We start from the raw sequence: 14,657 nt of genomic DNA, 5'->3' as shown, positions 1-14,657 counted from the left end.
CGGCGACGGATCCTACCGGGCGACCATGGGCGTCGCCCGCATGCGGAGCTCCGTCTCCACACGGATAACCGGTCCACGAGCCGGTGTTCGGCTCCCCGGCGATGGTCGTTGATGACCTGCTTTCCTCCCTTTCCCCGCTTCGGGTGCCCGACGGCCGCGACAGCGACAGTCCCCGTTCCTGAGCCGGCTCGCGACGCCGTTCTGGTTGCGGCGGCGGCACGTTCAGTAAAGCCTTGGCCTGGCCGCGGAGGCCAGTCCAGTCGGGGAAGGATCGAGCAGACCAGATGTCGACGCACTTGCAGGTCACGATCGACCGCACCTCCGGGGAACCGCTGCGCGAGCAACTGCGCACGCGCATCCGGGACATGATCACGACCGGCATACTGCGCGCCGGCACCCCCCTGCCGTCGAGCCGCCGGCTGGCGGCCGATCTCCGGTTGTCCCGCAGCGTTGTGGTGGAGGTGTACCAGCAGCTCACGGCCGAGGGTTACCTCCATACGGTCGACCGGTCCGGCACCCGTGTCGCGGACTGGGGCATCACACGCTCCAGCGCTACGGTCCCCGCGTGCGGAAGGGTGGCGCCGCCGGCCGCCGTGAGTACTCCCGTCCGCTGGGATCTGCGCACCGGTCTGGCCGACGCCACGGGCTTCCCCCGGCGGGAGTGGCTCTTCTGCGTGGAAAAGGTCTTGCGGACCATGGGGTCCGAGCACTTGGAGTACCCGCCGCCGGAGGGAGTGGCCGAGGTGCGGGAGGAACTCGCGGCCTACCTCGGCCGTGTCCGGGCCGTACGCGCCATGGCCCACCACGTCATGATGACGGCCGGGTTCTCCCACGGCCTGTCCCTGGTGTGCCGGCTGCTGCTCGCGGAAGGCCACCGCAGCATCGGTGTGGAAGACCCGGGGCACCCGGGGCAGCGGCAGTTCATCGAGAGCGCCGGTCTGCGGGCCGTGCCGGTGCCCGTCGACGGCCAGGGCATCGTCGTCGAGGCACTCGCGCGCAGCGGCACGAGGGCCGTTCTGGTCACGCCCGCTCACCAGTTCCCCACGGGTGTGGCACTGACCGACGAGCGCAGGAGCGCACTCGTCTCATGGGCGCGCGCCGTCGACGGGATCGTGGTGGAGGACGACTTCGACAGCGAGTTCTGGTTCGACGTCGGCGAACGTCCGCTGTCGCTGCAGGCGGCGGCGCCCGAGCACGTTATCCACGGGAGCTCCGCCAGCAAGCTCTTGGCCCCCTTCCTCCGCCTCGGCTGGCTGACGGTGCCCTCCCATCTGGTGGCGCCGTTCAGCCGGACCAGGGCTCGGCTGGACATCGGCACGTCCAGCGTCGACCAGCTCACCTTCGCCGAGTTCGTCCGCGGCGGACGGCTGGACCGGCATCTGCGGCGCATGCGCAAGCGTCACCAGGAACGTCGGCGGGCCCTGACCGACGCGCTGGCCCGGTACTTTCCCGGCGCCGCCGTTCAGGGAGCGGCGGCCGGCCGGCACAGCCTCGTCTCACTGCCCCGGGACCTCGACGAACGTACCGTGACGCGGGCCGCCCGGCAGTCGGGTGTCCTGGTCCGCGGGCTCGGTGACTTCACCGTCCGGCCGCCGTCGCCCTTCGGTCCGTGTCTCGTCGTCGGGCACGCCGCGCAGACGCCCCATTCCCTCGCCACCGCGGTGCAACTCATCGCTCAGGCGGTACGCGTCTGAGGGGCTGCCACCGCTCGCCTGGCCGCGGGGTGGGAGACGGGCCCGGCTTCACTCCTCGCGCAGTAGTCGCAGGTACACCGCCGAGAACAGCCCGCCGACGAGCAGCAGGAGGAGGGCGACCGCCGTTCCGTAGCCGATGAGGGACTTGAGGAAGGCCTGGTCGTACATGAAGACGGGGAGGGTCTCGCTGCGGTGGGCCGGGCCGCCTCGGGTCATGGACCAGATGAGGCCGAAAACCGACAGTGTTTGCAGGGTGTTGAGCATGAGGTTGGTGCCGATGGTGCGGCGGAGCATGGGGAGGGTGATGTAGCGGAAGCGGCGGAGGCCGGTGGCGCCGTCGACGAGGGCGGCCTCGGTCACGTCCTGGGGGATGCCGTCCAGCGCGGCCGAGTAGACCAGCATGGAGAACGCGGTGCCGCGCCAGACGTTGGCGAAGGAGACGGCCAGGATGGGCAGGGTGAACAGCCAGCTCTGGGTGGGCAGATGGAGGGCGTCCAGGATGGCGTTGAGGGTGCCGCGCCGGTGGAAGAAGGTGTAGAGGAGGAAGCCCGCCACGATCTCCGGGACCACCCACGCGGCGATCACGACCGTGCCGGTGACCGCGCGGACCGGGCGGGACGCGTGCCGCATCAGGGCGGCGAGCGCGAAGCCCAGGGTGTTCTGGCCGATGAGCGACGACAGGACCGTGAAGACGAGGGTGCGGACGACCGCGTTCCGGAAGTTCTCGTCCGCGAAGGCGTGCCGGAAGTTGTCCAGTCCGACCCAGGACGCCGACGCCTGGCCGGTGAGCCGGGTGTCGGTGAAGGCGATCCCGACGCACCAGACGACGGGTCCGGCCAGGAAGAGGAGGAGCAGGACGGTGGCGGGGGCGAGGGGGAGCCAGCGGGTGAGCGCCGGGCGGCGGCGGGCGGTCATCGGCCGGCCCCGGCCGTGTCGGCGACGGACCGCAGCTCCTCGTCGTAATCCCGCGCGGCCCGGGCGGGCGTGGCGTCGCCCGTGGCGACCTCCTCCATCGCCTCCTGCAGCGCGGACGAGACCTGCGGGTAGACGGGCAGGGCCGGGCGGTGGCGGGTGACCGCGACCAGGCCGGTGAAGAAGTCGATGCCCGGTACGTACGTCCGGTAGCGCGCGTCGGCGGCGACGTCGTCCCGGACGGCGATCTGCCCGTCGCGGACCGTCCAGTCGAGGGCGTTCGACCGGGTCTGGAGGGTTTCCACCACCTGCCAGGCCAGGTCCGCCTTGCGGGAGCGGGCGGCGACCGCCCACGCCCAGCCGCCGGAGAGGCTCACCCGCCCGGGGGCCGCGCCGTGCTGGGTGGGGAAGGCGGCCCGGCCCAGCACCCGCGACCAGGCGGGCCAGGGTCTGCTGCCGCCCGGCTGCCAGTTCTTGCCGAGCCAGTTGCCGTCCAGGGCGATGGCGAGCTTCCCCTTGGGCAGCCACTCGGCGGTGACGCGCGTGCTGACGTTGGGGTCGAGGGCGTCGGCCGGGTCCGGGCCGAGCTTCTCGGCGTAGACGGTACGGACGAACTCCAGGGCGTCCACGAAGCCTTGGCGGCCGGTCAGCCACTTCTTTCGCGCCGGGTCGTACAGCGGGTCCCGGCCGGTGCCGTACAGCAGCATCTCGAACCCCTGCATGGCCGCCGCCTCGCCCGGGCCCCTGCCCGTGTAGAGGTGGAACGGAATCACCCCGGGGACCCGGTCCCGGACGGCCCGGGCCGCGGCGAGGACGTCGTCCCAGGTCCGCGGCTGCCAGTCGGCCGGCAGGCCGGCCCGGGCGAAGATCTCCCTGTTGAACCACAGCCCCCGGGTGTCCGTCCCGTCCGGCACCCCGTACGTCCGGCCGTCCTCCGCCGTCACCAGCGCCCTGGCGGCCGGCAGATACCGCTTCCAGTCCTGCCAGCCGGCCAGCTTGTCGTCCAGCGGCCTGAGGTAGCCCGACGCGACGTCCGAGTCGATGAGGGAGGTGTCCTCGCGGACCAGATCCGGCGCGGTCCGCGGCGAGCGCATCATCTGCTGCACCTTGACGGCGTAGTCGTCCTGCGCGGCCTGTACGGGAACGAGTTCCATCTTCCGGCCCGGGTGCTCCCGCTCGAACCGCCGCTTCACGCCCGCCAGATAGTCGTCCAGGATGCGGTACTTGTTGTCGGTGCTGCGCTGGTAGACGACCCGTACGGTGTCCGGGTCGCCGCCCGGGGCCCCGCAGGCGGTGAGCGCCGTGGCCGTCAGCGCGGCGGCCAGCAACGCGGTGGTGAGGGGGCGTACGGGGGCGGTGGCGCGCGCGAGACCCTTGGGACGCGCAGGGGTGGTGGTACGCACAGGGGCGGTGGGGCGCACAGGGGCGGTGGGGCGCACGGGCGACCTCCTACAGGCCGGAGCCTGCGTGCGGCCCGCGGCGGGCCCGGCGGCTCGGTGGCACCCCGTAACGTTCCCTGCCCGCCGCCCGGGTACGCGCCGGGGACGTCGTACGGCGGACGCCGCGCCGGGCTCCGGCCCCCGTCCGCGTCCGGTCGCTCAGCCCCCGCTCAGCCAGCGGTAGCGCAGCTCCGGCCGCCCCACCTGCCCGTACAGCGGCGCCCGTGCCGCCCGCCCGGTGTCGACCAGGTGTTCAAGGTAACGGCGGGCGGTGATCCGGGAGATGCCCACCGCGCCGCCGGCCGTCGTGGCGGAGAGGCCGTCCGGGCCGGCCGTGCGCAGGGTGTCCGTGATCGCCGCCAGGGTGTCGGTGCTCAGCCCCTTGGGCAGGACGGCGGGGCGCGGGGCGCGCAGTGCGCCGAGGGCGCGGTCCACCTCATCCTGGCCGCTGGCCTCGCCCGCGACGGACCGGAACTCGGCGTACCGCACCAGCCGGTCGCGCAGGGTGGTGAAGGTGAACGGCTTGAGCACGTACTGCACGACGCCGAGCGACACGCCCTCCCGGACCACGGCCAGGTCGCGGGCCGAGGTGACGGCGATGACGTCCGCCGTGTGCCCGGCGGAGCGCAGGGAGCGCAGCAGCCGCAGCCCGTGGCCGTCGGGGAGGTAGAGGTCGAGGAGCAGCAGGTCGGCGGGGGAGCGCTTGAGGAACTGCGAGGCGTCGCCCACCGAGTGCGCCACCCCGGCCACGGCGAAGCCCGGGACGCGCCGGACGTAGAGGGCGTGGGCGTCGGCGGCCACGGGGTCGTCCTCGACGACGAGTACGCGGATCGGCGGTGTGGGCGGCGTCGGTGGTGCCGGAGGCGTCGGCGGTGCCGTGGGTGGCGCGGGTGGTGTCACGGCCGTTCACCGGCTTCGCCCGGCGCCGCGGCGCCGGTGCCCAGCGGCAGCCGGACCGTGAACTCCGCGCCTCCGGACGGTCCCCGGCCCGCCTCCACCGTCCCCCCGTTGCGCACCGCCGCCTGGCGGACCAGGGCGAGGCCCAGGCCGTGGCCGTGGGGGGCGTCGCCGGGGTCCTTGGTGGACCAGCCGCGGCGGAAGACCTCGTCGGCCGTTCCGGGGGCCAGGCCGGGGCCGGTGTCGGTGACGCGCAGGAGGAGGTCGTCGCCGTCCGGGCGGACGGTCACGGTGACCCGGGCGGCGCCGGCGGGGAGGCCGTCGCCGGGGCGGGGGCCGGCCGCGTCCACCGCGTTGTCGATGAGGTTGCCGAGGACGGTGACGAGGTCGCGGGTGGGCAGGCCGGGCGGCAGCAGGCCGTCGTCCACGTGGCTGTCGGGGGAGAGCAGCAGTTCCACGCCGTGCTCGTTGGCGTGGGCGGCCTTGCCGAGCAGCAGCGCGGCGAGGACGGGTTCGGCGACGGCGGCCACCACCTGGTCGGTGAGGGCCTGGGCGAGTTCGAGTTCGGCGGTGGCGAAGCCGATGGCCTCCTCGGCGCGGCCGAGTTCAATCAGCGAGACGACGGTGTGCAGCCGGTTGGCGGCCTCGTGCGCCTGGGAGCGCAGCGCTTCGGCGAAGCCCCGGACGGAGTCCAGTTCGCCGCTGAGGGCCTGGAGTTCGGTGTGGTCCCTGAGAGTGACGACGGTGCCGCGGCGCTGACCGCCGGAGACCGGCGACGTGTTGACGACCAGCGTCCGGTCGGCGGTCAGGTGCAGCTCGTCGACGCGCGGCTCGGGCGCCAGCAGGGCGTCGGTCAGCGAGCGGGGGAGGCCGAGGTCGGTGACGTGCCGGCCGACGGCGTCCGTCCCGCGCAGCCCGAGCAGCTCCCGGCCGCCGTCGTTGACGAGGGCCACCCTGCGCTGCCCGTCCAGCATCAGCAGCCCCTCGCGCACCGCGTGCAGGGCGGCCTCGTGGTAGTCGTGCATCCGGGCCAGCTCGGTGGCGTTCATCCCGTGGGTGTGCCGCCGCAGCCGCCGGTTGAGGACGTACGTCCCGGCGCCGCCGAGCGCGAGGACGGCCGCGGCGAAGACGAGCAGGGCGACGACCTGGCGGCGGTGGCGCGCGCTGATCGCGTCGACCGTGATGCCGGCGCTGACCAGGGCGGTGACCTTGCCGTGCCGGTCCCGGACGGGGGCGACGGCCCGTACGGACGGCCCGAGCGTGCCGGTGTACGTCTCCGCGAACACCCGTCCCGCCAGCGCCGGCCCGGTGTGGCCGAGGAAGGGCTCGCCGATCCTGGCCGGGTCGGGGTGGGTCCAGCGGGTGCCGCCCGGGCTCATGATGGTCACGAAGTCCACGTCCGTGTCGTGCCGGACCCGCTCGGCGTACGGCTGGAGCGTACGCGAGGGGTCCGCCGTCCCGGCCGCCTCGGCGACGGCGGGGGACGCGGCCACCGCCGTCGCGGTCGCGGTCACCTGCCGGCGGGCGGCCTTCTCGGCCTCCGCGCGGTCGGAGAGCCAGGCGAACGCGGCGCACCCCGCCACCACCGCGGCCACCAGCACGATCTGCACGGCGAAGAGCTGGCCGGCGAGGCTGCGGGAACGTATGCGAGGTGTGCGCATGGCCGACAGTGTGCACCGCGGTCCATTCGTGAACGTAATGCACGCAAGGGTGACCGCGGTCACAGCGGCGTGCATAGTCTCCGGGACCCCCCTCACGGGGAGCGGGACCCCGCCGAACGGACGGGCGGGCCCGGCCCGCAGAGCCGCGACGACGAGGAGCCCCACGTGACACCCGTGACGACGACGTCACCGTCCACCCCACCGGACCCGCCGGAGCGCCCGGATCGGTCGGAATCACAGGCACAACCGGTTCCGCAGGCGCGGCCGGCCGGGAAGCGGGACCGGACCCACTACCTCTACCTCGCCGTCATCGCGGCGGTGCTGGCCGGCATCGCGGTCGGCTTCGCCGCCCCCGGCACGGCCGTCGAACTCAAGCCGCTGGGCACGGGATTCGTCAATCTCATCAAGATGATGATCTCGCCCGTCATCTTCTGCACGATCGTGCTCGGCATCGGATCGGTCCGCAAGGCGGCCAAGGTCGGCGCGGTGGGCGGGCTGGCGCTCGGCTACTTCCTCCTGATGTCGAGCGTGGCACTGGCCGTCGGCCTGCTGGTCGGCAACCTGCTGGAGCCCGGCAGCGGCCTGCACCTGACGGAGGCCCTCCGGCACGCCGGCGAGGCGCAGGCCAAGAACGCGCACCAGTCGACCACCGCGTTCCTCCTCGGCATCATCCCCACCACTCTGGTGTCCGCCCTCACCGGCGGCGAGGTGCTGCAGACCCTGCTGGTCGCGCTGCTGGTGGGCTTCGGCCTGCAGGCCATGGGCGGCGCGGGGGAGCCGGTGCTGCGCGGCATCGGGCACCTCCAGAAGCTGGTCTTCCGGGTGCTGTCCATGATCATGTGGGTGGCGCCGGTGGGAGCCTTCGGCGCCATCGCCGCGGTGGTCGGGGCGACCGGCGTCGACGCGCTGAAGTCGCTGGCCGTCATCATGATCGGCTTCTATACGACCTGTCTGCTGTTCGTCGTGGTGATCCTGGGGACGCTGCTGCGCCTGGTGGCCGGGGTGAACATCTTCCGGCTGCTGAAGTACCTGGGACGGGAGTTCCTGCTGATCCTCTCCACCTCGTCGTCGGAGTCGGCGCTGCCCCGGCTCATCGCGAAGATGGAGCACCTGGGCGTCAGCCGGCCCGTCGTCGGCATCACCGTGCCGACCGGCTACTCGTTCAACCTCGACGGCACCGCCATCTACCTCACCATGGCCTCGCTGTTCATCGCGGAGGCGATGGGCACGCCGCTCGACCTGGGGCAGCAGGTCTCGCTGCTGCTGTTCATGATCATCGCGTCCAAGGGCGCGGCGGGCGTCACCGGCGCCGGGCTGGCCACCCTCGCGGGCGGCCTCCAGTCGCACCGGCCCGAACTCGTCGACGGCGTCGGCCTGATCGTCGGCATCGACCGCTTCATGAGCGAGGCGCGCGCCATGACCAACTTCGCCGGGAACGCCGTCGCGACGGTGCTCGTCGGCACCTGGACGAAGGAGATCGACCGGGAGCGGGCCCAGGAGGTCCTCGCCGGGCGGCTGCCCTTCGACGAGAGCACGCTGACGGCGGAGGAGGGCGCGCACGGATCGCCGCCGCCGGAACCGCGGGAGGCGGAGCGGGCGCCGGCGGGCGTCTGACGGCGGTCGCGTTTCGGGGCGGCGTGTTTGGGGCTGCGCGTTCGGGGTGGCGCGCCCGAGGCGGCAGGTTCCGAGGCGGCGCGTTCGAAGCGGTCGCGTTCCGAGGTGGCAGGTTCCGACGCGACGCGTTTCGAGGCGGCGGGAGCCAAGGTGACGCGTTTCAGCCGACGCGTTCCAGGGGGCGCCGGGTGGGATTCCGGCCGGCGCCCCCGGCGCTTCTCCTGACGAGGCGTCAGTCGGCCGTCGTGCTCTCCACCGCGCTCTCCGCCGCGATCCGTTCCACCAGCTCCACCGCCTCCTCCGCCCGGACGCCCGCCGCCGTCAGGACCGTCACGGCGGCCGAGCGGCCCGCCCGTTCCGGCGGCAGCAGACCGTCGTTGACGGCCTGGAGCAGCCCGAAGAGGATCTGCTCGTGCACGTAGGCGAGGGCCGCCGCGGGCAGGACGGACGTGAAGCGCCCCGCCTCCAGGCCGCGCCGCAGCAGCGCCTCGCTCTCCCGCCGGACCGGCTCCAGCCGGCGCAGGATCCCCTCCACCGTGACGCTGCGCTGCGCCATGGAGACCAGCAGGCGGTAGCCGTCGGCGATCTCCCACACCGCGAGGATCGCGCGGGCCAGCGCCTCCGCCGCGTCGCCGGGGTCGCCCCGTAGCGCCTCGGCCCGCGCCGCGCCGACCGTCTCCGCCGCGTCGTCCACCAGGGCCGCGACGAGCGCGTCGCGGCCGGGGAAATGACCGTAGACGGTACGCCGTACGACGCCGGCCGCGCGGGCGATCTGGTCCATGCTCGCCTCGGGGTCGCGCAGCAACTCCGCGAGGGCGACGTCCAGGATGCGGCGGCGATTGGCGTCCGCTCTGCCGGTCATCGGTTCTCTTCTCCGTCGGGCCCGTCCGGCCCGCCCAGGGCCTTCTGCCTCCTCATTTTGCACACCACGGTCCATGCCCCTTACATTGCACACGAGTGTGTAATTTGCACAATCCTGTGCAAGATCTAGAGCAGGACTGAGTGCAAGATCAAGGAAAGGAAGGTTGCCATGCGCCTGGGGATATCGCGTCCCGTCGACGCGATGGACGGGCCGTACGCGCGACGCTGGTGGGCGCTGGGGGTGCTCTGCATCAGCCTGCTGATCATCGTCATGGCGAACACGTCGCTGACGGTGGCCGCCCCGGACATGGTCCAGAGCCTCGGCCTCGGCAGCTCCGACCTCCAGTGGGTCATCGACGGCTACACCGTCCCGTACGCCGCGCTGATGCTGATCCTGGGCGCGGTCGGTGACAAGTACAGCCGCCGCGGCGCCCTCGTCCTGGGCCTCCTGGTCTTCGCCGGGTCGTCCGTCGCGGGCTCGCTCGTGGACAGCGCGGCGGGCGTCATCGCGTCCCGCGCGGCGATGGGCGTCGGCGCGGCCATGATCATGCCGGCGACGCTGTCGCTGCTCGCCGCGACCTTCCCGCGCGCCGAGCGGGCCAAGGCCATCACCATCTGGACGGCCACGGCCGGCCTCGCCATCGCCGTCGGCCCGCTGGTCGCGGGCGCGCTGCTGGAGGACCACGGCTGGGCCTCGACGTTCCTGATCAATGTGCCGATCGCGCTGCTGGGCGCGGTGGGTGCGCTGTTCCTCGTGCCGCCGTCGAAGGCCGAGAACGTCGAGAAGATCGACTACATCGGCGGTCTGCTGTCCGTCATCTGGGTCGGCTCCCTGATCTACATGATCATCGAGGGACCGCACTTCGGCTGGGGCGCCAAGGCCATCACCGCCGCGGTCGTGGCCGGCATCGGCCTCGTCTGCTTCGTGCTGTGGGAGCTGCGCCACCCGCGTCCGGTGCTGGACGTGCGCCGCTTCGCCAAGCGGGCCTTCGCGGGCTCGACGCTGGCGGTCGCCCTGTTCTTTCTCGCCGTCTTCGGTGCCTTCTACTACCTCACGCAGCACCTGCAGTTCGTCCTCGGCTACTCGCCGCTGGACACCGGCGTCCGGATGCTGCCGCTGGCCGGCGCGGTGTTCGTGGGCGGCGCGCTGACCGCGTTCCTCACCCCGCGGTTCGGCATGAAGATCACGGTCGCGCTGGGCATGACCGTCGGTACGGTCGCCATCGCGCTGCTCACGCGCGTCGACGCGTCCTCGTCGTATGACGACTTCGTGCTGCCGCTGATCATCCTGGGCCTGGCCATCGGCCTGTCCCTGTCGCCGTGCACCAACGCCATCATGGGCTCCTTCCCGGAGAGCCAGCTCGGCGTCGGCGGCGCCGTCAACAGCACCTCCATCGAGCTCGGCGGCTCCCTCGGCATCGCCATCCTCGGCACGGTGCTCGCCAAGACGTACTCCTCCAACCTCGGTGACGCCGCCGCCAAGGCCGCCGCCGCGGGCGGCCCCAAGCTGCCGGAGAAGGCGCTCTCCGCCGCCCAGGACTCGGTCGGCGCGGGCCTCTACGTCGCCAAGGAGGTCGGCAAGCAGGTCACGGCCGGCGCCGCGCCCAAGGTCGGCCCGGAGAAGGCCGCCGCCCTCGGCGCCCAGCAGGCCCAGACCGTCGTCGACGCCGTCCACAAGGCGTTCGCCGACGCGGTCGCCCACACCAGCGTCGTCGGCGCCGTGATCCTCGGCATCGGCACCGTCGTCGTCGCCCTCCTCCTCCCGCGCAAGGCGGCCCAGCCGCAGGCCGCCACGGCGGAGCGGTCGGAGGAACGGGAGTCCGAGCGGGTCTGACGGCCCTTGGCCGGAACCTGTCACCGACACCGCCCGTCTGCCGCGAGGGAGTCCTCGCGGCAGACGGGCGCTTCGCTATGTCTCGGAGTCCGTACGCAGGTACCGCGGAACCCCGTCACCCAGCGCGATGACGGCGGCGGCGAACCGCCGTGCCATACGGGAGTTCAGCAGCCCCCGAGCCCGCCCGGGCGCGACGAACGCCACCTCGGACAGCTCCCCGTCGCAGGGACGCAGACCGGCGGCCACCGCCGCGTCGAGCACGCCGCCGTCGAAGACGAAGGCGATCTGGTCGTCCCAAGGCCCGTGCGGCGCCACCCAGTCGACGACGAGCAGTCCCTGTAGCGTCACGGCCAGGCCCAACTCCTCCCGCAACTCCCGCGCCACAGCGACATCGGGCGCCTCGTTGGCCTCGGCCATCCCACCGGGGAGATCCCAGCCGGGCTTGTAGGTGGGCTTGACGAGCAGACAGCCCCCGGCCTCATCCCGGAGCAGCACGTCGGCGCTCACGCGCTTGCGCGCCTGCCTGGCGTTGCCTTCCGCCAGGTAGGCGTTCCACGCCTCGGGATCGGAAGGGTCCGGGCTCGGCCCCGGCATGTTGTCACCGCCTTTCTCCGGTCCCGACGGCTGTGCCGGGCGCCCGGCTGATGACGGGAGCCGGAACGACGGCGTACTGTCGAATGTCGACGATCTTGTACGAGGGGTGGGGCTCGTGGTCGGGTTGCGGTGTGAGGCGGTGCGTTGGGTGAGTGACGAGCCCTTCCCCGGGTGGGTGGAGGTGCGGTTCACGGACGCGGCCGGGCGGAGCTGGTCGGTGTTCGACAAGCCTCCGGTCTTCGACGAGCTGGATGTGCTCAGGCCGGACTCGTCCTACCCGGTGGACGTCACGATCGCCTGCGTGGTCCTCAAGGAGCACGACGGGCTGGTCACCGTCTCCACGACTCCGCACTATGTCGAGACGCCGGACGGGCGCGATGAGTTCGCGGTGCGGCGGGAGCAGCTCGTCGGCTGATCGAGTACCGGAGGGCATCGAGCCCTACCTGGTCCTGTCCCGCAGCGTGTAGCCGCCTGCGATCACGCGTGCGTCGGTGGCCGAGGCCATGCACTTGGTGAGCATCGGCTGTCCCTTCGGGGACGGTGCCGCCAGCCCTATGCGGCTGGGGCCGCCACCCTTCGGGGCGATGGAGAAACTCACGCCCATGCGCGCGTGCTCGGGGAACATGGTGCGCCAGGGGTGGCCGGGGCTGGTGCGGGTGAGGGTGCCGGTGACGACCGCGGTGGGGCCGCCGGTGCGGAGGCAGTCGACCGTGAAGTCGCCCCAGTAGATCTTTGCTTGCTTTCCGGTGCCGAATTTGTGGGAGAGGCGGAAGGTACCCCAGGACTTGGTGGGGAGGGTGGGGCCGCCCGCGTAGGTGGCGTGGGCGTCGACGGTCAGGCGGACGTCCTCCGTGGTGACGGGGTACTCCATGCGTCCTGAACCCCGTATCGCGGACGTCAGGGGGCGGTCGGCGCCCTTCGTCGTCGCGGCGTCCGCCACGCCGGCCGTGGCCGTCGTCGTGAGGGCGAGGGCGAGGAGGGCGGCGGTGCGGAGGGTCTTGTTCATCGGGTGCTCCGGTTCGGGGGGCGTCAGTGGCTGGCGAACACTGTGATCATGGCCGGGGGGTGTGGTCGGAAGCCTCCGCCGTGGGGCCCTTTCCGCTCCGTCGCGCGGATGAAGTCCGGTGCTACCCGAGGGCGATCCGGCGCGGCGGACCGCGTCGTCCGTTCGTGGTGCCGCGTTACGCGGGTACGGCGTCGGCCCGTCCCGCGGTGCCGACCAACGGGCCGACCACGAGGAGTTGGCCGGCCGCCAGGGCGAGGCAGACGGCCGCGGTGCCGGTCCACAGGGCCGTGACGCCGGCGTGTTCCAGGATCTGCGTGGCGGTGACCGGGGCGGCGACCGTGGCGACGCCCCAACTGACGCCGTACGCCGCCAGGTAGCGGTCGGCGCCGCCGGGCGGTGCCAGGTCCGCCACGACGCCGAGGATCCGGCCCAGGACGAGCACGTCGCCCAGGCTCCACAGGGCCGTGGCCGCGAGGAACGCGGGCAGGCCGTACGCCGGCGCGTAGCCCGCCAGGCCGGCCGCCATCAGGGTGTGGCCGAGGGCGAGGGCAGCGGAGTCGGGGAGCGTGGCGAGGCGGCGCAGGCGCAGGGCGGGCTGGGACGCGACGACGGTCACGGCCGAGGCGCTGAACAGCAGCCCCGCGTCGGACGGTTGCAGGCCGCGGTGGGTGAGGGTCAGCGGCAGCGCCATCGTGATCTCCATGGAGACGAGGGCGAAGACGGTGCCGGAGACGAACAGGGCCCACAGCGCGCGGTCCCGCCACGGGTGGACGGGCTCGGGACGTCCGCCGCGCTCGGTGGTCCGCCGGCCGGGGTGATCGGCGGGCAGCGCGAAGCGGAGCGTCAGCGCGCAGGCCAGGCAGGTGAGCGCGTCGGCGACGAACAGCCAGCGCAGGTCCCACCGGCCCAGGGCGGCGGCGATCAGGCCGGCGCCCGTACCGCCCGCCGCGAGCGCGGCGTTGAGCAGGCTGTAGGCGCGCACCCGGTCGGCCGGGCCGACCGCGTCGGCGATCATCGCCTGGCTCGGCGGTTCGTAGAGCTCGAAGGCCAGGCCGAGGAGGACCGCGAAGGCCGCCACCGAGGTCAGGGAGCCGGCGGCCGCGATGCCCAGTTGCGCGAGCGCGCAGCCGGTGAGGCCGAGCACGATCGTGCGGCGCCGCCCGAGGCGCGTCGCCAGGCGGCCGCCGGCCAGGCGCGACGGGATCGTCGCGAGCCCGAAGACGGCGGAGAGCAGCCCCGCCGTCGTGGCGCTCGCGCCGAAGTCGGTGCTGATCAGGACGGTCAGGAAGGGGAGGGAGAAGGCGCCGAGCCGGTTGATCGCCCGGGCCGCCACCAGCAGCCAAACGATGCGCGGCAGCCTCGCTGTCGTCGCCGCTCCTGCCTCCGTACCCATTCCCGTCCCCCCGCCGTTCCCGCGTAACTGGTGAATCGAGTAACGTCGGTTACGGACGCTAGCCCCGGAAGGAGTGACTGGTCAAGTGATGTTCGACAGTCACGTCGCGATGCTGCTGGACCAAGCCGTAGCGCTCGTGAACACGTTGACCGACGGAACCGCGCGCGGCCGCCCCTACACCGCGCCCCGCGGAACCGGGCTCCGGACCGCGGTCGATGCCGCGATACCCCGCACCGCCTCCTCGCTGCCGCGCGACATCGACGACGAGCAGGCCGCGTACCTGGCCGGAGCGGCCCTGCGCATGCGGGACGTCTTCCAGGCCATGCAGGACGGGCGGTTGGACGCCGCCGCGGCGGCCGTGAACGACCTGCTGCGCGACACCGGCGCCCGGCCGCGGCTGGACCGGGGCGCGGGCGAACCCTGGCAGCTGCACTTCCACGGCCCCGACGACTCCTTCGCGGCGGGGTCCAGCGCCGCCTGTGCCACCGCGCTCGCCCTGGCGGTGGGCGGCGGCCTCGCCGGACGGCTGGGCGTCTGCGGTGCCGACCGCTGTGACCGCGTCTACGTCGACCTCTCCCGCAACGCCGCCCGCCGGTTCTGCTCCACCGCCTGCCAGAACCGCGCCAAGGCCGCGGCCTTCCGCGCCCGCCAGGACGCCCGCGACTCCCAGCTGGACGCCCGCGACTCCCAGCTGGACCCCCGCGACTCCCAGCCGGGCAACCGCGACTGACGCGGTTCCGGTACGGGCGCCT

At 73.2% G+C, this 14,657-nt stretch carries 13 protein-coding genes; 5 read left to right on the top strand and 8 right to left on the bottom strand.

Annotated features, from left to right (window positions below):
• Positions 1-284: 284 nt before the first annotated feature.
• Positions 285-1,694: a MocR-like pyridoxine biosynthesis transcription factor PdxR gene (pdxR, locus tag K7I03_RS09830; protein ID WP_185941135.1), complete on the top strand. Its 1,410-nt coding sequence runs from the start codon at positions 285-287 to the stop codon at positions 1,692-1,694.
• Between the two features lie 48 nt (positions 1,695-1,742).
• On the opposite strand, the gene K7I03_RS09825 is transcribed toward pdxR, so the two are convergent.
• The 4 genes from K7I03_RS09825 to K7I03_RS09810 all read right to left on the bottom strand — a co-directional run bounded on the left by K7I03_RS09825 (position 1,743) and on the right by K7I03_RS09810 (position 6,603).
• The gene (locus K7I03_RS09825; RefSeq protein WP_185941136.1) at positions 1,743-2,609 is read right to left on the bottom strand and encodes a carbohydrate ABC transporter permease; all 867 of its coding nucleotides are present in this window, start codon (positions 2,607-2,609) and stop codon (positions 1,743-1,745) included.
• Positions 2,606-4,009, bottom strand: a complete 1,404-nt coding sequence (locus K7I03_RS09820) for an extracellular solute-binding protein (RefSeq protein WP_398858495.1) — start codon at positions 4,007-4,009, stop codon at positions 2,606-2,608. The genes K7I03_RS09825 and K7I03_RS09820 overlap by 4 nt, the downstream gene beginning before the upstream one ends.
• 195 nt (positions 4,010-4,204) lie before the next feature.
• Positions 4,205-4,876 (bottom strand): response regulator, encoded by a 672-nt coding sequence (locus K7I03_RS09815; protein WP_185941325.1) that lies wholly within the window; start codon positions 4,874-4,876, stop codon positions 4,205-4,207.
• 65 nt (positions 4,877-4,941) lie between these two features.
• Positions 4,942-6,603: a sensor histidine kinase gene (locus tag K7I03_RS09810; RefSeq protein WP_185941137.1), complete on the bottom strand. Its 1,662-nt coding sequence runs from the start codon at positions 6,601-6,603 to the stop codon at positions 4,942-4,944.
• 165 nt (positions 6,604-6,768) lie between these two features.
• Here K7I03_RS09810 and K7I03_RS09805 point away from each other — a divergent pair, with 165 nt between their 5' ends.
• Complete coding sequence (locus tag K7I03_RS09805; RefSeq protein WP_185941138.1) at positions 6,769-8,217, top strand: cation:dicarboxylate symporter family transporter; 1,449 nt, start codon at positions 6,769-6,771, stop codon at positions 8,215-8,217.
• A gap of 232 nt (positions 8,218-8,449) precedes the next feature.
• Here the strand turns inward: K7I03_RS09805 and K7I03_RS09800 are convergent, their stop codons facing one another.
• Positions 8,450-9,079 (bottom strand): TetR/AcrR family transcriptional regulator, encoded by a 630-nt coding sequence (locus K7I03_RS09800; protein WP_185941139.1) that lies wholly within the window; start codon positions 9,077-9,079, stop codon positions 8,450-8,452.
• 168 nt (positions 9,080-9,247) lie between these two features.
• On the opposite strand from K7I03_RS09800, the gene K7I03_RS09795 reads away from it, so the two are divergent.
• Positions 9,248-10,912, top strand: coding sequence for an MFS transporter (locus K7I03_RS09795; RefSeq protein ID WP_185941140.1), 1,665 nt, complete (start codon positions 9,248-9,250; stop codon positions 10,910-10,912).
• 75 nt (positions 10,913-10,987) lie between these two features.
• Here the strand turns inward: K7I03_RS09795 and K7I03_RS09790 are convergent, their stop codons facing one another.
• Complete coding sequence (locus K7I03_RS09790; protein WP_185941141.1) at positions 10,988-11,506, bottom strand: NUDIX domain-containing protein; 519 nt, start codon at positions 11,504-11,506, stop codon at positions 10,988-10,990.
• A 148-nt stretch (positions 11,507-11,654) separates the two neighbouring features.
• Here K7I03_RS09790 and K7I03_RS09785 point away from each other — a divergent pair, with 148 nt between their 5' ends.
• Positions 11,655-11,921 (top strand): hypothetical protein, encoded by a 267-nt coding sequence (locus tag K7I03_RS09785; protein ID WP_185941142.1) that lies wholly within the window; start codon positions 11,655-11,657, stop codon positions 11,919-11,921.
• Between the two features lie 24 nt (positions 11,922-11,945).
• Here K7I03_RS09785 and K7I03_RS09780 read toward each other — a convergent pair whose 3' ends face one another.
• Positions 11,946-12,512, bottom strand: a complete 567-nt coding sequence (locus tag K7I03_RS09780; RefSeq protein WP_185941143.1) for a hypothetical protein — start codon at positions 12,510-12,512, stop codon at positions 11,946-11,948.
• Between the two features lie 175 nt (positions 12,513-12,687).
• Entirely contained in the window at positions 12,688-13,905 is a 1,218-nt protein-coding gene (locus K7I03_RS09775; RefSeq protein WP_224346978.1) for an MFS transporter, read from the bottom strand.
• Positions 13,906-13,993: 88 nt separating this feature from the next.
• On the opposite strand from K7I03_RS09775, the gene K7I03_RS09770 reads away from it, so the two are divergent.
• On the top strand, positions 13,994-14,635 hold the full coding sequence (locus K7I03_RS09770; protein ID WP_224346977.1) for a CGNR zinc finger domain-containing protein: 642 nt from the start codon (positions 13,994-13,996) through the stop codon (positions 14,633-14,635).
• Positions 14,636-14,657: the final 22 nt, after the last annotated feature.

It is taken from the genome of Streptomyces mobaraensis, assembly GCF_020099395.1.
GTDB lineage: Bacteria > Actinomycetota > Actinomycetes > Streptomycetales > Streptomycetaceae > Streptomyces.
The sequence above is the reverse complement of the archived record's forward strand: the minus strand, read 5'-3'. Positions and strand labels throughout refer to the sequence as shown.